Raw genomic sequence first — 20,496 nt, forward strand, 5'->3', positions numbered from 1 at the left:
AAATTTTCTATTTCATGAGAAAATTATCCCGAATTTTATTAACCCGTTTTTTTTGACTTCTTATGCTAGACAAAATCAGTAAAAGAATTCTGGCCGAATTACAAAATGATGGCCGTATCAGTAATGTTGAATTGGCGACCCGTGTCAATTTGTCCCCGGCAGCTTGCCTGGAACGTGTGCGTAAACTGCAAGAATCCGGCTACATCCTTGGTTACACGGCACAATTAAATCCACACTTGCTCGATGTCGCCTTACTGGTCTTTATCGAGGTGGTATTAGACCGTACTACACCCGATGTGTTTGATGCATTCCGGCGCGGGGTACAGGCTATTCCTGAAGTCCTTGAATGTCATATGGTTGCCGGTGGCTTTGACTATCTGGTCAAAGCACGTGTTAAAGACATGAATGCCTACCGTGACTTTCTGGGTAAATCCTTATTACAACTGAGTGGTGTCCGTGAAACGCATACTTATGCTGTCATGGAAGAAGTCAAAAACACCAGTTGCCTGCCAATTAAATAGCCAGTCTGGCCATGAAGGCACGGCTGAACAGGCTGGAAGCGGTACAGCAGGTAGTGCTGGAAATCAGCCATCTTTCCGCTTCCTGCAATGAACTGGCCGGCTTTCTGCGCAACGTACATCAGGCAATTGGCCGCATCATGTATGCGGCCAATTTTTATGTCGCTCTGTATAACGATGAATCACACAGCGTGCGCTATGTGTATGAAGTTGACGAAGTCGACGCCCCTCTCGATCCCGATCAGACTTTCCCGTTGCAAGACCCGTCTGAGTCACCTACCGCATGGGTGATATTGAACCGTAGCCCCTTATCGATGACGGCTGAGCAGGATGCGGCGCGCGGTTGGGGCAGTGGTACACGCTCTGAACACTGGCTGGGTCATCCTTTACTCAGTCACCAAGGTCATGTCCTGGGAGCCATGGTTATTCAAAGCTATAACGCCAATCATCTGTTCTCTGACGAGGATCAGGCGCTGTTTCGAATGATTGCTGCGCATGTATCAATCGCGCTGGAGCGTCTGTTCAGCTTTGACAAACTTGAGCAGGCTGTACGCGAACGGACGCAGTTACTCAAGCGCGAAATCGAGATTCGTCGTAAAGCTGAAAATCTGCAAAGAGCCCTGTATCAAATTGCGGAATTGTCTATCCTTGTGTCGCATCACGAACGCCGGTTTTCACGTTTGCATGAAATCATGAGCGAGCTGATGCAGGTACCGAATTTTATGGTCGCATTTTTTCACGAGGATACCCGTGAATTCAGCATCGTATATTTTGCAGATGAAGTTGATGGTAATGCGACCGGTACCCGTTTCCCGCTGGGTAAAGGGATTACGTCTTATGTAGTGCAACAACGCCAGGCGCTACTGATCAATCGCGCAGAACTCGAGCAATTGATTGCCGACGGCAAGATAGAAGTGTTGGGCAATCTCGATTCTTACAGCTGGATGGGTGCACCTTTGCTCGCGGACGAGCAATTATTTGGTGTAATGATTGTTCAGAGCTATCGCCCCGAACTGGCGTATACCAATGCAGATCTTGAATTACTGAGCTTCATCGCCAGCCATGTTGCAGCCGCGCTGTTACGCATGCAGGCTGCCGAAGATATCCAAAGAGCCAAACAAGAACTGGAGAGTAAAAATTTCGAGCTCAGCCAAACGCTGAAAGCGCTGACATCAGCGCAGTCAGAACTGATTAATCAGGAAACACTCGCTTCTTTAGGACGCCTGGTTGCCGGTGTGGCGCATGAAATCAATACGCCGCTAGGCATCTGTGTCACAGCAACCAGCCATCTGGTGGAGGAAGTGGCTTTACTGCGCAGTCAATTCTCATCCGGTCAACTGAGCGAACAAGGGCTGACAGAGTTTCTGGATATCTGTGATCAATCCTTGCGCATACTCACGACTAACAGCCAGCGCGGTGCCACCCTGGTGCGCAGCTTTAAACAAGTAGCGGTAGATCAGTCGCATGAAATGCTGCGTGAGTTTGATCTGCGCAGCTATCTCGAAGAAACCCTGCAGGCACTGCAACCCAAGCTGAGAGGGACATCTGTCAGCGTACAACTTAGCTGTGCAGACGATATCCATATGCACAGTTTTCCGGGCGCTATTTCGCAAATCATCACAAATCTGCTCGTGAATTCACTGGTACATGGGCTGGAACAGCGTGACGATGGCCGCATCAGTATTTGTGCAACGCAAGACGGAGAGACGCTGACGCTGCTGTTTGAAGACAATGGCAAAGGCGTATCCAGTGAAGAACTCAGGCATTTATTTGAACCGTTTTATACAACTAAACGCGGTCAGGGTGGCAGCGGGTTGGGCACACACATTGTGTATAACCTGGTGACTGTTCGCTTAGGTGGACAAATCCGCGCCAGCAGCGGTGTCGGCAAGGGGCTGCGTTATGAAATCAGTGTTCCATTGCGGCATCAGTCTTCCACTGATAACGACATACAGAGCTAAGCCAAGGCCGCAACTTTCACCAATTTGCAGATTTTAGTCAGGATAGCGGCTGTTGATATCCAGCGCCTTGTCCACATTTTCGACCAGAATCGCCACATAGTACGGATCCAGGTGAGCGCCGGCAACAGACTCCATGTGTGCCAATACTTCAGGCACTGGCCAGGCAGGTTTATATACACGTTTCTGGATTAAAGCATCAAACACATCCGCCACCGCAACGATGCGTGCATAGGGGTGTATCTCTTGCGCTTGTAAGCCCTGAGGATAACCGCTGCCATCATAGCGCTCATGGTGCTGATGCGCGATGATCGCGGAGGCACGCAAGATAGGGCGCTGCGAACCTTGCAGGATAGACATACCGACTTCAGGATGCTTTTTCATGGTTTCCCATTCATCCGCATCCAATTTGCCAGGCTTGAGCAAAATCGCATCGGGTGTCGCAATTTTTCCGATGTCATGCATAGGAGCAGCCTGTTTTAATATCACAGCCTCGTCGGCATCCATACCAGACTCTATCGCGATCAGGTAACAGATTTCCGCCATACGACGTACATGGTTGCCCGCCTCATGAGACCGTGATTCAACGACATCCCCCAGGCGCATAATCAGTTCGCCCTGGGTATCTGTGATTTCCTGGTTGAGCAGTATGTTGTCGAACGCGATCGCCACACCGGATGAAAACACTTCCAGCAGCTGGGTATCCATTTCCGTCACATCGTGCACCCCCTGCAATACCAGCAGGGAAGTCTTTCCACTATTGTTAGGAAAATACCCAACGAAGGTATCGTCATATAACCGGGATATTTTATTGACACAGGTCTCATCCAACCGCGCCAGCAAAGTGGGGCTGAATACGTCGTGCTCCAGATCCAGCTCACCTATACGCGCCAGAATTTCATAACGCTCTTCACCATGAATAGCGCTGGCGCCTTTAACCCTGAGCAACATACTTTTTTCCAGTCTGAGCAATGCCACCACTTGTTGCAGCAAACCATTGGCAAAATCACTCAGATTACGTTGGCGAAAAATATGGGCAGAAGCTTCAATTACTCTTTCCAGGCCAGCGCGGTAACTGGCCTGATAACGGCGTGCTTCTTCTACCGTCATGATGTCGCGGTAAGCACGCAAGGCTGCAAAAGTCGTGGTGAATAACTTTTTCCTGTCCAGCTCGGTTTTTTCCTTGTAATCATTGATGTCATAATCGACGATGACACTTTCCTCGGGTGCCTGCCCGGGTTGCCCGGTGCGCAGTACGATACGCGTGATCTGATTTTGCAAATCCTTACGCATCCAGCGGGCGACCTCCAGCCCGGCATTTTCCGTTTCCATCACCACATCCAGAAAGACCAGTGCAATGTCTGCCTCAGACTGCAAAATAGCTTTCGCTTGCTGACCACTGTAAGCGTGCAAAAATTGTATGGCCCGGCCATCGAGACGAAAACGGTTCAGTGTCAGCTTAGTGACGCTATGAACGTCAGGCTCATCATCAACAAGTAAAACCCTCCAGGGAGGTAAGTCCGGTGTATCGGATTTTAGAAATGACATCATGCGCAATCCTAAGACTAGGCAGCTACTAGCGGTTTATCCTGCAGAAAGTGAGGAAAAATTGCAGGCAGGTATGAGGGGTTCGATTCATTCTAGTACGTATAGTATCTTCAAGCTAAATCTTTTTATTTCCCTGAGAATATATTTAACAGTAACAACGCAGTTGGGGAGGGATTATTCTCACCAGTCACAGAAACACCCATCTGCACTGAAAATCTGCCATGCATTTTTTAAAGATAATTGTCTCAGGAAATCATTTACACTTTCAGCATGATGCTCTGATTAAACCACATGGAGATACGATGGATCAGCAGACACAAAATGGCTTAGCGATACGCGAGCAAGTGATGGGAAAAGAATTTGTCGGCAGAGCCACCGGCAATCTGGACAATTTCACGGCACCGCTGCAGGAATTTGTGAATCGGAATGCCTGGGGCACAGTCTGGTGTCGCGATGGTCTGGAGTTAAAAACGCGTAGTCTGATCACGCTGGCGATGCTGACGGCGATGGGACGCTCACATGAAATCAAAGGCCATGTACGCGGCGCAGTGAATAATGGTGCAAGCCTGAAAGAAATTCAGGAGGTATTGCTACATGCGAGCGTGTATTGCGGTATGCCACTCGCTATCGACGCCTTCCGCTCTGCACATGAGGTGCTAAAGGAAGCAGGGCTGACGGAGCCAGTCTGATCTGACTGGCATTCGTCAGCAAGCATCCGTATCAGCGTATTGCCGAGCGTAATGCTTCCGCAGACAAACCTTGCTGCGCCAGCACTGCCTCCAAAGCCGGCAGCAATGGGCCCAGCGTTTCACCCAGCATGTTACGCACCGTATCAACGATGACCTGAGTAGTGCGCTCAATTTCTATATTGAGCGCGGCACCTGGCGTTTTTTCAGCAAATACCGTCATGCGCAAGGTTTCAGGGATCAGCCAGACTTCGAACCAGCTTTCATCACGATTGACTTCTGCGATAGTCAGACTGGCACCATTGATAGCGATATAACCTTTGGCAAAAATATAGCGCAGCCACTGCGGAGGAACCGCAATCCGTATCACGTAGTTATTTTCTAACTCACGAATGGCCGCGATATGTGCGGTGAAATCGACATGACCTGATAAAGGATGACCACCGATTTCAGCACCGTCTTTGGCAGCACGCTCCACATTCACACGCGCTCCCTGTGAATAAGATCCCAGCGTGGTGATAGTCAGGCTTTGCTGCATCACATCAAAATCGGCAGCATCTGCATGCAGTTCCGTCACGGTCAGGCATACACCATCAACCGCAACACTGGCACCAATTTCCAGATTGCTGTCAAAACCCGCGGGAAACGCGATGCGCAAAGTCCGCAAGCCCGGCTTATCCTCAATCGCGGCAATCTGAGCCACACCCTGAACTATCCCTGTAAACATATATGTTGTCCATCTGTATCAGCAAGACTGCGATTGTAAATCGAAACGGCAAACGGGACTCTACCGATACGACTCAAGGGAGCGGATGCAGACTAGCAACCCGTAGCACTATTTGCAGCAGCCGATCTGTGGGTAACTCTGTGCACAAACCTTGTACAGGCCGTGGAAAACCTCTGTATAAATGCGGTATAACTTATGTATAAGTACTGGATATCTTGTTGATATGCTGTTTATATATTGTGTAAAAGTGGCACACAAAGACGATTAACTGCTCTTTTGCAAGTACTTACTATCTTCATTCATGGCTTACATCCTGCTCTAATTCAGGAACTAAATTGGAATGGGTCATATTAATCAAATTATCCCGCAGCCATTTATGTGCCGGATTACGGCCATCGCGCTCATGCCACAGCATATCCACATGAACTTCAGGTGTCTCAAATGGCAACTCTTTCCAGATCAGCGCGTCGGTCATCCCTGTTGCTGAAATCAAGTGACGCGGTAATACCGTCAGCAAGTCAGAATGGGCGACGACACGACCGGCCGTGAAAAATTGATTGATGGTTAATAAGATGCGGCGTTCCCTGCCATAACGGGTCAAAACTTCGTCGACCAGACCATGTGCGCGGCCAGAAAAACTGACCAGCAAATGATTAGCAGAACAATAATCATCTATCGTCAGCTTAGAGGCTGCCAGCGGATGATCTTTGCGCATCACACACACATAATGACCGCTGTACAAGCGTTCATGCCGGATCGCACTGTTACCCGCAGCCTGCCCGCCAGCCAGCTGGGCCACGACACCTGGAAAAAAACCTACTGCAATGTCGATATCGCCGCGTAGCAGCATAGGTCGTGGCTCACGGGTGGTCAGCGGCACCATGCGCACATTGATTCCCGGTGCCTCTGTCTGTATGGCGCCGACTAAAGTTGGCATCCAGAGTGCCGCTGTCGCATCGGCCATCGCCATACGAAAGGTCACTGCAGCGTGGGACACATCAAAACTACCCGGCGCTATTGCCGCTTCCAAGGTAGACAATGCCTGACGTATCGTTGGCCATAGAGCTTCAGCCCGTGGAGTCGGCTTAACCCCGTATGCAGTTCTTATCAAGAGTTCATCGTTAAGGGAATGACGCAAGCGTTTCAGTGCATTAGAGACCGCAGGTTGTGTCATGGCAAGTTTATCTGCCGCTCTTGTGAGGTTTTGCTCGATCATGACCGCATCGAACACACGCAATAAATTCAGATCCAGAGTCAAAAAATTCATACTGGAATGTCTCCTGTTTTTTTATGGTGTTGAGAGCAACTATTCACAAACAATATAGTAATTATTGGAAATCGGAATTGGAAGTTTATGTTGCATTGCAATATTATGCCTGTATTGTAATCGTCTAATCCGGTTTTCTATCATGATGTTTCTAAATATTGCATTTCCAGCCAGCAGTGCCTTGCCAGTCGCACAATTTGCAATCAGCGGCTTGGCAGTTGCAGCCCGCCCTTTGCTGGGTTTGGGTATTTTGACCACGATGTTGCTCGTGTTTCGTCCTATCCTGTCTGGCTTGCTGCGCGCACTCTGGCTGAGTATTTTTCCTAAATTGTCGCGTGAAGAGCGTGCGGCGCGCCGTACTTTGCGTACTGCGATGACGCTGAACCGTATTGCACGTGACGCCGATGTGTGTTCACCAGCCATGGCGGCTGAATTACGAGCGATGGCTGGCCGCGCATAATTCATCGTTTGTAATGATTTTGCGATGCAACAAATTTCTACGATAAACAAGGCCACGACTTCTGTTTATACAGCGGCCGGAACAACTTCGTACACCAGACAAGTCCGTACAGTTGCGGGCTCTCGCAGCCTGGCCTCGATGTTGCCCAGCTTGCTCAGTACGGGTTTCATCACTTTTTTTTGTACTGGAATCCTGCAACTGCTTTGGGATGCCCAGCAACCTGAGTTGGCACGGCATTGGATGGAAGCCTGGCTGACCAGCTGGCCAATTGCTTTTCCACTGACGTATCTGAGTCTGCCTTTGATACGCACGCTGATGCACAAGCTCAGTATGTCACATCATCAGGAAAACTGAGCTGCGTCAATCTTAGCGACTACAAGCTAAATCACTGATCACACCACGTATCCCCCCGCTGTGTCATAAGCCGCCTGATTGCAGGCGGCTTTTTGTTTTGCTTGCCAATAAAAAAACGCGATACAAAGATCGCGTTTTTTTATCAGTCCGGTTGAAGCCGGACTACATGGCTGTCTGATCAGGCGGACAGACGTTGTTTGAGGGAAGCGCGGGTGGCTTCCAGTTCAGCTGGCAAGTGATATGCCAGTTTTTCAAACAATTCCGTGTGCAGATTCAGTTCCGCTTCCCAGGCTGCTGTATCGATCGATGTAATGGTATCGAACTGCTCTTGCGAGAAGTCCAGACCATCCCAGGTCAGATCGCTATAGCTTGGGCTCGTGCCGAAGATATTGTCCTGACCGCCTGCCTGACCTTCGATACGTTCCAGCATCCATTTCAGTACGCGCATATTGTCGCCAAAACCAGGCCAGACAAACTTGCCATTCGCATCGGTACGGAACCAGTTGACACAGAAAATAGCGGGTTGCTGTGCACCCAGTTGTTCAATTTTCTGTCCCATATTCAACCAATGCTGGAAGTAGTCACTCATGTTGTAACCCATGAATGGCAACATCGCAAACGGATCGCGACGCACTACACCTTGCTGACCAGCGGCCGCAGCGGTAGTTTCCGAACCCATGGTCGCTGCCATATAGACGCCTTCTACCCAGTTACGTGCCTCAGTAACGAGCGGAACGGTGGTGGAACGACGGCCGCCGAAAATAAAGGCAGAAATCGGCACACCAGCTGGATCATCCCAGGCTGCGTCAATCACAGGATTCTGAGTTGCAGCAACGGTGAAGCGCGCATTGGGATGCGCGGCTTTGCGGCCAGTCTCTTTAGCGATTTCAGGGGTCCAGTCCTTACCTTGCCAGTCAATCAGATGCGCTGGCGCTTCTTTGCTCATGCCTTCCCACCAGACATCACCATCATCGGTGTAACCGACATTCGTGAAAATCGTGTTGGCGGTCAGGGAAGCCATGCAATTCGAGTTGGTGGCAGTGTTCGTACCTGGCGCCACACCGAAATAACCGGCTTCAGGATTAATGGCGTACAAACGGCCATCTTTACCAGGCTTAATCCAGGCGATATCGTCACCGATCGTGGTGACTTTCCAGCCTTTAATGGCAGGAATCAACATCGCAAAGTTGGTTTTACCGCAAGCAGACGGGAAGGCTGCCGCGACATAGTGTTTTTTACCTTCAGGAGACTCCACACCCAGAATCAGCATGTGTTCTGCCAGCCAGCCCTGATCGCGGCCCATGGTGGAAGCGATACGCAGCGCGAAGCATTTTTTGCCCAGCAGCGCGTTGCCACCGTAACCGGAACCAAAGGACCAGATTTCGCGGGTTTCAGGGTAATGCACAATGTACTTGGTCTCGTTGCAAGGCCAGGCCACATCCTGCTCGCCCGATGCCAGCGGCTTGCCGACAGTGTGTACGCAAGGCACGAAATCACCGTCTGCACCCAACACGTCATACACGGCTTTACCCATACGCGTCATGATGCGCATATTGACTGCAACATAAGGGGAGTCAGACAATTCGACGCCTATGTGCGCAATCGGGGAACCCAGCGGGCCCATAGAGAAGGGCACGACGTACATGGTACGGCCCTTCATGCAGCCATCAAACAGTGGATTCAGGGTGGCACGCATCTCAGCCGGATCCATCCAGTTATTGGTGGGACCTGCGTCTTCTTTTTTAGCGGAACAAATGTAAGTACGGTCTTCTACGCGAGCAACGTCAGTCGGATCGGAACAAGCCAGATAGCTGTTCGGACGTTTTTCCTGACTGAGTTTTTTCATGGTTCCGGCAGCAACCATCTGTGCACACAGACGATCGTATTCTTCCTGGGAACCATCGCACCAGTAGATATTATCTGGCTTAGTCAGTGCTGCAATTTCAGCAATCCAGCTAATCAGTTTCTGATGTTTTACATGTGCGGGTGCGTTGATTTCAGCAACGCCCTTCATGATGGGTTGATTCATACTACCTCCAATGCCATTTCAATAAAAAAACCGGTGTAGCGGCACGGCAGGATCGTCGTTGACATTTGTAGCCCGCGAGCACAGCGGATCAGGTCCCAGCTCAAGCGAAGCAAACACCATGGCGGCGGTTCTGTCGGATAATAGGTGCTCCGGCGGATAGTCCGGGCCCCAGCTAGCGCCAACTGTTAAGAAGGCGTCAGAATCAAAAAGCTACTTAGCCGACTATTGTACACCCGCCTACGCTTTGGGGCGAATTTTGCGTCAAAATTATTATCATAGTAATACTGAATATGAAAGTGAAACTCTTTCATCAGTACTGACTACGATGTTTCTTCACTTTCCTATCAGGAGTCTCCTATGAAAATCGCGATACTTGACGACTATCAGGATGCAGTGCGTCAACTGCCATGTTTTGCTTTACTCAATGGACATGAAGTGAAAGTCTTTCATCACAGCGCCGCTGGTATTGGTCAGTTGGCCATACGACTTGCCCCCTTTGAGGCGCTGGTTCTGATACGGGAACGCACCCATCTAAGCCGGGCCCTGCTGCAAAAATTACCCAACCTGCGCATCATTTCTCAGACAGGAAAAGTATCGGGCAACATCGATCTGGAGGCTGCAGAAGAACTAGGGATCCGGGTCGTGGAGGGCATCGGTGATCCGACCGCACCGGCGGAGCTGACCTGGGCATTGATCATGATGGCATCACGCCGGCTATATTCTTATGCATCCCTGTTACAGCAAGGTTGCTGGCAAACTTCTTCTTTACGTGCAGAACACAATGGTCTGGGACGCGTGCTCAAAAAACGGAGCCTGGGCATCTGGGGCTACGGCAAAATCGGGCAGCGTATCGCGACTTATGCACACGCTTTCGGTATGCAAGTTGTCGTGTGGGGCAGAGAAGCAAGTCGCGACAAGGCACGCGCTGATGGCTTTCAGGCGGCGGACAGTCAGGAGCAGTTTTTTCGTGACTGTGATGTAATCAGTTTGCACTTACGTCTGAATGACGCCACACGCGGCATCGTCACTTTGAATGATTTGCAACAAATGAAAGCCGACGCACTGTTCGTGAATACCAGCCGGGCGGAATTAGTACAGGCAAATGCGCTGAGTCTGGCCTTAGACAGTGGCCGCCCTGGCTTTGCTGCGATCGACGTATTTGAAAGCGAACCCATCACACCCTACCATCCTTTGCTACACAGAGATAATGTGCTTGCCACGCCGCATCTGGGTTATGTGGAACAGGATAGCTATGAATTGTATTTCCGTGCTGCCTTTGAAAATCTGCTCTCTGCGATCCCAGCACAGAATCAGAATTGACATCACCAATCACAAATTAGTCCTTACTCCTTATCCGGCAGGGCCGGCTTTTCCTGAATAACGCGGTGGCTTAGGTGCCGGAAAAATATCTCATGTGCTTTGTCAGCGCGGCAGATGAAATTACCGTTACAGTAAGGTACTTTCATTCAGGATCATGATCATGACGCAGCCGCCCTTCCGCCTGAGCATGCTGTTACTGGCAAGCTTATTTTCCTCACAGCTAACCGCTCAAACCAATACACTGCCGCCGGATACAAACCGCATCCTGCCTTTTCCGCCAGTGTTGCGGATACCCGAAGCAAAAATTCCAGTCAGACTGGAACAAGTCAGCCTGAAGACTGACATCAGTGGCAGCCAGGCACATAGTGTCATTGAACTCAGTTTTTATAATCCGAATGAAAGAGTTCTGGAAGGTCAGTTGGAATTCCCGCTTACTCAAGGCCAGACAGTGAGTGGTTTTGCACTGGATATCGATGGCAAATTGCGGCAAGCGGTGGTCGTGGAAAAAGACCGTGGCCAAAAGATATTTGAAGACCTCAGCCGCACCCGGGTAGATCCTGCTTTACTGGAAGTAACACGCGGGAATCAATACCGCTTGCGCATTTATCCTTTACCGGCAAAAGCTAAGCGTACCGTACAACTGCATATAGACCAGACTTTGATATCGAATCAAACCGGGCAATATTCATTCCGTGCGCCTCTACAGTTCGGTATGCTGGCTGGGAAGCTGGATGCGCGCATACAGATAGAAGGAATCAATGCGCGCCAAATTCAGTTACGCAGTGTGCAAAACGATATTCATAAACTGGATGAAAATAGTCAAAGTGTGATCAGCTGGCAGGCGAAGGATGTGCATCCGCAAAACGGAATACTGGAATTACTCATCCCGGCAAAGAGCGAAGCTGTAAGCAGCTATACAAGCTTTCAGAACCAGCAGTATTTCTACGCTGAAGTTCCGGTGGCACCAATGAAGAGCCCGCGTCCCGCGCCCAAAAAAATTCTTATCCTGTGGGACGCCTCCGGCTCCGGTGCCCAGCGCCAGCATGAAAAAGAATTCGCGGTGCTGGATCAGTATTTGCGTCAGTTGGGTAATGTCGACGTGGAATTAAAATTGCTGCGTGACCAAGCAGAAGACGCACTGCAATTCCAGGTACGTGGTGGTCAGTGGGATGGTTTGCGTTCAACCTTACAACAAGTCGTGTATGACGGCGCCAGCAATGCCGCCGCATATGCAATACCGGCTGGTAGTCAGCTGGCTTTGTTATTCAGCGACGGTATCATGAACTGGGGCAAAGATAGCCTGCGCCAAGTGCTGGGCTCAGCCCGCATTCCTGTGTATAGCATTGTGGCCAGCCCGCTCTGTGATTTTCCTGCATTACGCGGCATTGCTGAAACCAGCGGAGCGCAAGTGCTGGACTTACAGCAAACCTCGACGTCGCAAGCCGTACTTGCCTTAAATACGCAGGCTTTACGCTTGCACCAGATAGTCAGCAATTCGGCTACACAAATCGTCACAGCATCGGTCTATCCGGAGCAGGGACGCTGGCGTATTGCCGGTATCCTGTCTTCGCCACAGGCAGACGTACGAGTAGAGTGGCAGCAACCTGATGGCAAACGACGCAGCAGCGTCGTGAAGCTGGACGCTGCTGCCAAAGCGACCAACGCCGGTATCGCAGCGCGCCGCTGGGCAGAACTACAATTAGCACAACTGATGCAGGATAGCGAAACACAGCGTGCTGCAATACGCCGTCTGGGTCAGCAATTCAATATTCCGACTGCAGAAACCTCGCTGATAGTGCTCGATACTGTAGCGGACTATGTGCGTTACGAAATTATCCCACCGGATGAATTACGCGCCAGTTACGACAAATTACTGGCTCAAAAAGCGACGGCTCAACTGAGGGAAAACACCAATCAGCTGGATCTGGTCAGAGCCAGGTTTCAAAAGAAAATAACTTGGTGGGAAAAAGATTTCCCTAAAGATACGCCTGCATTGCCGAAACCTGTTCCGGTTACTGGCAGCGGCCTGGCACCCGCTGCCGCTGAGCGTGGCATTGCGATGCCACGTGTATTGTCAGCACCGGCACCGGTAGCCATGAATTTTACCCCGCCACCGGAAGTCAGTGTAGTTGTTGCAAAATCGCTTGCCGCACAGCCCACAGGCTCCGGCACAGAAGCGGCCATACAACTGAAAAAATGGGAACCCGACGCGGCCTATTACCGGCGCTTGCAGGCTGCACCGATCGCCGATATGTATCGCATCTATCTGGATGAAAAACCCAGTTATCTGAATAGCAGTGCTTTTTACCTGGATGTGGCGGATCTCTTCATGGAACGCGGTCAAACTGATCTGGGTCTGCGTGTGCTGTCAAATCTGGCTGAAATGCAGTTGGAAAACCGTCAGGTGCTGCGTTTGCTGGCTTACCGGCTGGTTCAGGCGAAACGGCCAGAACTGGCTATTCCGGTATTGCAAACCGTATTACGCTTAAGTCCGGATGAACCACAATCCTACCGCGATTTAGGGTTGGCACTGGCGGCGGCTGGTCAGTCACAGGCTGCGATCGATCAGTTGTGGCAAGTCGTCAGCCGGCCATGGCATGAACGCTTTGCAGATATCGAACTGATCGCGCTGGCCGAACTCAATGCCATCCTGAGCCAGGCCGGTGGACAGCAGCTAGATACTTCACGGATAGATCAAGGTTTATTGCGTAATCTGCCACTGGATATACGCGCGGTACTGAGCTGGGATGCAGACAATACTGATATCGATTTGTGGGTGACCGATCCGAATGGGGAAAAAACCTATTATGGCCATCCACTCAGTTATCAGGGAGGCAGTTTGTCGCGTGACTTTACCGGTGGTTATGGTCCTGAAGAATTCTCACTGAAGATCGCTAAACCTGGTACCTACCGCGTGGAGACTCAGTACTTTGGACATAATCAGCAACTGATCGCAGGTGCCATTACCCTGATGCTGCGTTTATCAACAAAGTTTGGTCTGCCAGATCAGCAGGATCAATACATCACTGTCAGGCTGAACAAACAAAAAGACAAAGTTCTCATCGGTGAATTCTTTATTCCGGAGCGAACTCCCTCTGCTACGCCTTAAAAAATTCACTGAAAATCTCATTGCAAAACGCCAGCACGAAGCTGGCGTTTTGTTTAGGATTTGAAGCTAAGAATGACCGATTGCGGCCAAAAGCTCACACCATTAAATATATGGTCTTCTGTTTTCTGTGCAGCAAAATGTAAAGACTTGGCTGACTTGACTTTGCCGTAATGACTGAGGTCTTCTTCAGCCCAGATTCCCTGTACTGTCTGCGTTGAATAGTGCAATTCCAGCTGCGCATGATCACATTTCCAGGTTCCGCGATAAATATGTGTTTCACGTTGCCCATGTGCTCCGGCTAACCAGCGTTCCTGAGTCAGCACGAACTGTGCATTTTTGTTTAACTCCAGAGAAACGGAAAATTCGGACTCACTAATTTGTTGATATTTCCCTGGTGCAAAGTCACAGGCTGAAGCCTGCACAGGGCATAAAATATTCACTGCAAAACCCAATATCACGAAGAACCGCTGTTTCATTGCATTTTCCTTTCATAGGTGCTGTTGCAAGAATGCTATACAGTATAGTCAATCATTCATGATTTCATACCTGATTTTTACTTTCCTGGGTGCCAGATACAGCTCTTGGGTGGGCGGCCGCTGTCGCACCACATGCCGGACAATAGGGGAAGAAGGCATTATGTCTTAACCCACATTGGTTGCAGACTTCATGCGTTTTCAGGCCACAATGCATGCAATAGTTCAAAACTGCCCCCTCTATACCAGGCATACCGCGCTCACAGCTTGGGCACTGTCCCTTGGCCATAGACTCCAACGCTTTTTCGTAACGTATCTCCTGCTTGCGTTCTTCTTGTGGTGCTGTTTGTTCCTGATGTTTTCTTTCCAGGTACTGCTGCAGCGCGCGCATTAAGGCTTTTCCGCCAAGAAAGGTCAATATGGCGCCGACGCCATAACGAATATAGCCGCCAAAGCTGGGCAAATACGGGACCAACTCAAAAAAGAAGGCGAATAAGGCAAAAAAGATGAAGCCCCAGGCAAAAGGCCAGTGCTGACTATTACGATGACGGCGGAATAACCAAATGGCAGCGATCAGTAAAGGAAGGACAAACAACAGGCGTATTGCAAATGTCTTCAACGAAGCCTGGTATAGCGCCTGTTGAAAGGCTTGATCAGCTTGATAGTTCAAAGCGCTGAGCTGTTCCTGCAGAGGCTGCAAACGCTCACGCTGAGCCTCTATTTTTTGCTGCCATTGTTGCAACTCTGTACTGATTGCTGTTTGTTTTTTGAGTTGTTCATCCAGTTTTCTGACACGGCTGATCACTTCAGGATTGTTTTCTGCCTGCTCAGTGCTGCCACGTGCAGCGCGCCAGTTATCAAAACTTTGCTTATCCTTGCCATATTCATCCTGACTACGCAGCAACTGTTCCTGGCTTAGTTCAGCCGATTTTTGCAACTGAGCTATCTCTTGCTCCAGCGGTTGTAACTGTAGTCGTAACTGCTGAACCCGGCGTTGATCTAAAAAATCACTTTGCTGCGGACCTGTGGACAACAAGGGCAGATCAGCGATCAGGCTCGCACCGACTTTGATGAGGAAAAAGGCAAATAAAAATGCAACTACCCATTGACCAAGCCGGAATAAACGTTCAGGTGCACGTAATTGTTGATACATAGATGCTCCAATGCAGAAATTTCAGAGATATCACGACAGATAAGCTTTATCTGTCGCAATTTGCATTTCATTTTTTCAGGAATGAAGTACATCTATTTTGCGCTGGCCTTACGCAATTCCGCATTTCTTTTACAAATTGAGCAGGTTTTGCGTCACAAAGTATCAGCTTAGCGCACTGGTCGTTGTGGATATTGAATTACTTATACACATAGAAATCTATGCAATGAGATTCAAATTGAGGTTTAAATTCCGAATTGAAAGAAGCGTTTTTTTTGATTTTTACGTCAGTAAAAATCAAAGGAAAGAAATATTTTCATCGCCTCTGTGGGTAAGTTTGGAATTACCCACAACATACAACTCAAAACCAGCTTATTGAACGCGATTGATGACAGCTAGCCCTTTATCCGGGTTTTTTTGTGCTCACAAAATTGAGAAAACTTACTTTTTCTTCTTATCAATTTTTTCGAATTCTTCTTTCAAATCTTGTCTGGCTAATTTGATTTTGTCCATCATAGGAAGGAGCGTTACCTGTATTTGTTGATTGGTTTTCAGCATAATTTGTGGCATTTTTGTTAAAGATGCCTGTCCAACCGGAGAACGGTAAAACTGTATCAAACCATCAATTTCTTCCTGGCTTAGGCTGTCCTGGTAAATTCCGATAAACATGGATTCAAGTTTGTCCCAATCCATCGCTTCGTTACGAATACTCAATACTCTGGCTTTAAATTTTTCTACGGCTTTTTGTTTTTGCAGGTCGGCAGTTTTTCCTGAATCTGCCTCACGGTTAAAGTTATCCAGCATGGTATCGAGTTGTTTTTCTATCTGCTGAAAAGTTTCTTTACCTTTGGATACCTCCAAAAATTCTTTCACCGATTGCTCAGTCGGTTTTTCTGCATAGGCAAACCCACTCACCAGCAAAAAGCTTAACGCACTAGCTGTCCAGATTTTCATAAGCGGCCTTTGAATTCGAATAAGTGTCGGATTCTAAAGGATTTTTTTGAAAAAGGGGAAAGCCGGATTTTGGCGTGTGGATAGCTTTAATATGAATAACTTTGTATAAAAATAGTGATAGTTGTTAACGGCTTATCGTATCTGTGGATAACTAGGTAAACATCCACATAATCAAAACTTTAGCGCATTGATAAATAAGTGCAGAAAGTCTGTATAGAACGCGGACAAATTCTGTAAAAAAAGTGCTCATTCAAATCAAAAGCAGCATTCACACAATCTGTACAGTGGATATAAGCAGACTTATCCACAAAAAATATTTTCAAAAAGGCTTTTTTAGCCACATTTTTCGCTTACAAACCGGGATTCAAGCGGTCTTGAGTGGAAATTTAGCAAGTTTTCCACCAACGTTAGCGTACAGAGAGTGGCCTATTTCAGATTTTTATCCAAAATAGGGAAGGAAGATGCATGGGCAATATCAGTAATGCGATTTCTATTTAAAAAATATACGGACAAAGGCAGACCTCAACATTCGTCTTGTTTTGGGTTTGCCCTTGTTGCTTTGCTTGCAGGTATTCATGGAACCTGGTGTTCGCTAAGTTGTTTCTCGATGCAAGCGGATGTTTAGATAGAAAGAATAAAACTATAGTAGTTAGTTTATATACATAGTAATAGTTGTTAACGTAGCCGATTATTGTGGATAACTTGGATTTTATTCACGTAGTCAATGACTTAGCGTCTGTATAGGTAGGCTGATAAAGCTTGTATAGAAAAAGGACAGATTTGGGATAAAAAATTTTTTTTCCTGCGGAGTTTTGGTTTTCCCCAAACTGTCTTGGGGATATGAGTGCAGTTATGCACAGGGAATTTACGCTGAAAAGTGTGCTTTTTTGCTGGGTTTTATTTCAATTTTTACTTTTGGTGGAATCCAGCTGCACTACCCGGGCCTGGCATGAGACTCAGCGTTTTGTGATGGTTTTCTTTGGTTTTTTGTATCAGCCTGACAAGCCGCGGGATTGAAAATCAGCTATATCCAGCGGTTTGAAAAGGGTGATTAGCCAGCTTTTTGCTTGTCGGCGTAAGACAGGATGGAGGGGGCGCAGCGTTGTAATAAATGACTGAACAGGTTCAGACTGAGCTTATTCGCCAGCGGTAAATGTTGGCTATAGACGGCAGTATATTCAAGCGCTGGCTGGCCGCCGCGGGCTAGTTTGAACTGGGCTGCACCTGAGCTGTAATGCAGCTTCATTTGCTTATCTTTGGCTAATTTGAGCAATAAAGCCATTAAACGACGGTAAATTCCTAATTCTATAGGTAACTGGGTGTCATAACCTATGAGCGGTGTCGTCATCCATCCGCTCTCCGGTTGTGCATACACTCCCAGAATTCCTACCCATTTGCCTTGCCAGCGTAGTGCATAGCAGTCCAGAAATTGTGTTTCCAGACAAAATTCAAAGAAATCATCGCTGAAATCCGGATTCAGATGAGAATGTTTTTCGATAAAAAGCTGGCGAAATAAGCGCCTTAAGGCTGGAATATCGTCGCGTTGTAAAGCACTGGCGGCGACCAGTTCCACTTCTTGGTTTGCGAGCAAGCGTGCATCTTTACGTACGTGATTGTGTTGCCATACCGCGGGATCGGCCGGATCACATAGATAGACCTGGCGTGCTGGGATCATTTGCCAGCCTTGCTGTTTGAGCTGCTCAAACAGTTCGGGATGTACCGCCGGGCACAAATTTCGTAACACGATGGGGCGATCCGGATAATGTTGTTGCGCTTGCCATAAAATTTCAGGCATAGAGGCTTGCAACCAGCCGGGGTATAAATTGGTTGAAATTAAATGATTTGCCAGAATCGCCGCCTGATCCAGTCCGGCGGCGCGCATCAGCAGTGATATCGGACCGAGTATTAGGCAGGACGCGGCCTGATACAGCGCCAGCTGACGGGATGTCAAATGGCGCTTGGCTTCCTGATGGGGATAGCGTAACCAGGCGGAGCGCAGGCTGCTGACATAGCTTTCCTGCCACTGACTTTTGGTCAGATGGCTCACAGGAACCGGATGTCCGTCTATATCCAGCTGTTCTATGGTGCAATGGCTGTTTTCCACCCAATGACTGGCACCGCGTGAACGTGCGGTCATCAGCCATAGGGTATCAGCCACCATGCGTGGTGGTAAATGGGTAGTCAAGGTGATCTGTACTGATTCAGATTTTTGTATAAAGGTGCATGCCGCCATAAATTGCAGAGCGGTCAGTCGCATATAGTGCGCGGTTGTGCACAGGATCGGTATGCCATTGAGCAAGTATGTCGGCAGGTAATTGGCGCTCCAGCGGCGAGGTTGAACCGCCGGTACGGAAAATCACTTTGGCACCAGGCGCCGCGGTGCGGTTGACTTCCTGCCACAAAGTGCTCAGTTGTTGTTGGTCCATCCAGTCTTGCGCATCCAAAAACACATAGGCATGCATAGAAGCGCGCGGTTGTTGACGCAGGAAGTCGGTCAGTGTGGTGTGATGCGGATGCACACGGTCTATATTGCGACGTAATGAATCAAAATGGCTGCGTTGCAAATACATGGGTAGACCAGCTTGTTGAGCAGTATCGTAGCGGCGGCCAAAAGCTTGCTGTGCGAAACAGTTTTCCTGTAGCGGAAAATCGCAGGCCAGGTGGCGCATTCTTTCTTTGAACAGTGCATGCAGACCCTGATTTGCATCGCGCTTCAATTCTTCAAACTGCGAAGGCGGAATGCCCAAGCTGTACAGGGCGACCGGCTGTCGCGCTATCCATTGGAACAAACGGGTTTCAAATACCGGTGCGATGTGACGTTCAAATAATGCAGACTGTTCCTGTAAGTTCTTCGCTTCCAGCATTTTGCGTAAATCGCCACCCATCATACGCACAAAAAAATGTGCAAAACCGATGAATTGACCAAGCAAACCATGTTGATAAGCTTGTTGCGCAAAGTAGTGATAGCGTGGTTTGCCGTTCAGGGAACGGCTTTCCCAGAATTCACTGGCGTCCTCGTGTAAATGGTGGCGGATATGACGTTGATAGCGTTTGAGGTTATCGCTGTGGTTGGCATTGCCCAGGAATTGCAGGACTGCATCGTAGTCAGGCAAATGTTTGATGGCTTTTTGTTTGATGTCCAGCATCGCCAAATGCGCCGCGTTCAAATCCACCGCGTGTACTGCAGCAGGCTCTGCTGACAGATAGGCCAGTGCATTACAGCCACCGGAAGAAATAGTGAGGATATTGGCTCCGGGCGTCAGTTGCAGTGCCGCCAGGTCGGCCTGTGGATCTTCCCAGATTTGAGCATAAACCAGGCGACTAAACCAATGTGCAAACAGACGGTCTGCCAGACCTTTACTGCCGGCGGTGGTGGAATTGAATACGGCGCTGTCGATCAAGGCTTTGCTGGACATACTGGTCTCCCTCTGTCTTGTTGGTGAAAAACACTTTAGGAGGCAGAGGTGACAGCTTAGTGACAGCTAAATGACAATTTGGTGAAGTTTTAAGATCAGCCTCAGGTATCGGCGTGCCGGGTACTCAGACGGCGGCGGCGACGTTGTATGAACAGGTATAACTGGTACGCAAAATAGGAGGAAGCCAGTACCGGCATCGATGCCACCAATACCCACAGTACGCCCGACAAAGGAACCGGGCCACCCCAGACATCTTTTGCCGTGACGGGACGTGACGGTTTGGCTGGTTCCGGTTCTGGCATTTGCGGGGTATCGATAGCGACCGCCGAACCTGGTTTAGGTAAGTCATCCGGTGCCACGACAAACACACTGGTGGACGTGGCGGGCGTCGCCGGAGCAGGGGCTGGCTGCGCTGCGCTGGCTGTGGATAACAGCAAAGGAAAGGCCAATAGCAGGGCGAACTTCAATTTCATGTGGGTATCGCAAACAGGGTTAATCAGGATGGAAATCCGGTTGGACAAATAGTG

The 20,496-nt window shown here is 49.0% G+C and carries 17 protein-coding genes; 7 read left to right on the forward strand and 10 right to left on the reverse strand.

Features of this window, described 5'->3' with window-relative positions:
* The first annotated feature begins 62 nt into the window (after positions 1-62).
* The gene (locus H8K47_RS01365; RefSeq protein WP_162019528.1) at positions 63-521 is read left to right on the forward strand and encodes an Lrp/AsnC ligand binding domain-containing protein; all 459 of its coding nucleotides are present in this window, start codon (positions 63-65) and stop codon (positions 519-521) included.
* Between the two features lie 11 nt (positions 522-532).
* Positions 533-2,479 (forward strand): sensor histidine kinase, encoded by a 1,947-nt coding sequence (locus H8K47_RS01370; protein WP_186879623.1) that lies wholly within the window; start codon positions 533-535, stop codon positions 2,477-2,479.
* A gap of 33 nt (positions 2,480-2,512) precedes the next feature.
* Here H8K47_RS01370 and H8K47_RS01375 read toward each other — a convergent pair whose 3' ends face one another.
* On the reverse strand, positions 2,513-4,024 hold the full coding sequence (locus tag H8K47_RS01375; protein ID WP_186879690.1) for a DUF3369 domain-containing protein: 1,512 nt from the start codon (positions 4,022-4,024) through the stop codon (positions 2,513-2,515).
* Between the two features lie 302 nt (positions 4,025-4,326).
* On the opposite strand from H8K47_RS01375, the gene H8K47_RS01380 reads away from it, so the two are divergent.
* Positions 4,327-4,713 carry a carboxymuconolactone decarboxylase family protein gene (locus tag H8K47_RS01380; protein WP_186879624.1) on the forward strand — a complete coding sequence of 129 codons (387 nt, stop codon included), beginning with the start codon at positions 4,327-4,329 and terminating at the stop codon, positions 4,711-4,713.
* 31 nt (positions 4,714-4,744) lie between these two features.
* Here the strand turns inward: H8K47_RS01380 and H8K47_RS01385 are convergent, their stop codons facing one another.
* On the reverse strand, positions 4,745-5,437 hold the full coding sequence (locus H8K47_RS01385) for a riboflavin synthase subunit alpha (RefSeq protein ID WP_186879625.1): 693 nt from the start codon (positions 5,435-5,437) through the stop codon (positions 4,745-4,747).
* A gap of 295 nt (positions 5,438-5,732) precedes the next feature.
* Complete coding sequence (locus tag H8K47_RS01390; RefSeq protein ID WP_186879626.1) at positions 5,733-6,704, reverse strand: LysR family transcriptional regulator; 972 nt, start codon at positions 6,702-6,704, stop codon at positions 5,733-5,735.
* A 142-nt stretch (positions 6,705-6,846) separates the two neighbouring features.
* Here H8K47_RS01390 and H8K47_RS01395 point away from each other — a divergent pair, with 142 nt between their 5' ends.
* Together H8K47_RS01395 and H8K47_RS01400 are read left to right on the forward strand one after the other, a co-directional pair.
* Entirely contained in the window at positions 6,847-7,164 is a 318-nt protein-coding gene (locus H8K47_RS01395) for a hypothetical protein (protein ID WP_186879627.1), read from the forward strand.
* Positions 7,165-7,188: 24 nt separating this feature from the next.
* Positions 7,189-7,518 (forward strand): DUF2798 domain-containing protein, encoded by a 330-nt coding sequence (locus H8K47_RS01400; RefSeq protein ID WP_186879628.1) that lies wholly within the window; start codon positions 7,189-7,191, stop codon positions 7,516-7,518.
* A gap of 178 nt (positions 7,519-7,696) precedes the next feature.
* Here H8K47_RS01400 and H8K47_RS01405 read toward each other — a convergent pair whose 3' ends face one another.
* Complete coding sequence (locus H8K47_RS01405; protein WP_186879629.1) at positions 7,697-9,547, reverse strand: phosphoenolpyruvate carboxykinase (GTP); 1,851 nt, start codon at positions 9,545-9,547, stop codon at positions 7,697-7,699.
* A 357-nt stretch (positions 9,548-9,904) separates the two neighbouring features.
* On the opposite strand from H8K47_RS01405, the gene H8K47_RS01410 reads away from it, so the two are divergent.
* Both H8K47_RS01410 and H8K47_RS01415 read left to right on the forward strand, forming a co-directional pair.
* Positions 9,905-10,867, forward strand: a complete 963-nt coding sequence (locus tag H8K47_RS01410) for a D-2-hydroxyacid dehydrogenase family protein (RefSeq protein WP_186879630.1) — start codon at positions 9,905-9,907, stop codon at positions 10,865-10,867.
* A 160-nt stretch (positions 10,868-11,027) separates the two neighbouring features.
* Positions 11,028-13,976, forward strand: a complete 2,949-nt coding sequence (locus H8K47_RS01415) for a VIT domain-containing protein (protein ID WP_186879631.1) — start codon at positions 11,028-11,030, stop codon at positions 13,974-13,976.
* A gap of 53 nt (positions 13,977-14,029) precedes the next feature.
* Here the strand turns inward: H8K47_RS01415 and H8K47_RS01420 are convergent, their stop codons facing one another.
* The 6 genes from H8K47_RS01420 to H8K47_RS01445 all read right to left on the reverse strand — a co-directional run bounded on the left by H8K47_RS01420 (position 14,030) and on the right by H8K47_RS01445 (position 20,442).
* Complete coding sequence (locus H8K47_RS01420) at positions 14,030-14,452, reverse strand: hypothetical protein (RefSeq protein WP_186879632.1); 423 nt, start codon at positions 14,450-14,452, stop codon at positions 14,030-14,032.
* A gap of 64 nt (positions 14,453-14,516) precedes the next feature.
* A complete protein-coding gene (locus H8K47_RS01425) occupies positions 14,517-15,602 on the reverse strand; it encodes a zinc ribbon domain-containing protein (protein ID WP_186879633.1) in 1,086 nt (361 codons plus the stop codon).
* A gap of 438 nt (positions 15,603-16,040) precedes the next feature.
* Entirely contained in the window at positions 16,041-16,553 is a 513-nt protein-coding gene (locus tag H8K47_RS01430; protein WP_186879634.1) for a DUF2059 domain-containing protein, read from the reverse strand.
* Positions 16,554-17,604: 1,051 nt separating this feature from the next.
* Entirely contained in the window at positions 17,605-18,738 is a 1,134-nt protein-coding gene (locus H8K47_RS01435; RefSeq protein ID WP_186879635.1) for a hypothetical protein, read from the reverse strand.
* A 16-nt stretch (positions 18,739-18,754) separates the two neighbouring features.
* Positions 18,755-19,969 (reverse strand): BtaA family protein, encoded by a 1,215-nt coding sequence (locus H8K47_RS01440; protein ID WP_186879636.1) that lies wholly within the window; start codon positions 19,967-19,969, stop codon positions 18,755-18,757.
* A 101-nt stretch (positions 19,970-20,070) separates the two neighbouring features.
* Positions 20,071-20,442 (reverse strand): hypothetical protein, encoded by a 372-nt coding sequence (locus H8K47_RS01445; protein ID WP_186879637.1) that lies wholly within the window; start codon positions 20,440-20,442, stop codon positions 20,071-20,073.
* Positions 20,443-20,496 lie beyond the last annotated feature (54 nt).

This window comes from Cognatundibacterium rugosum (assembly GCF_014284365.1).
In the GTDB taxonomy this organism is placed as follows: domain Bacteria; phylum Pseudomonadota; class Gammaproteobacteria; order Burkholderiales; family Burkholderiaceae_D; genus Undibacterium; species Undibacterium rugosum.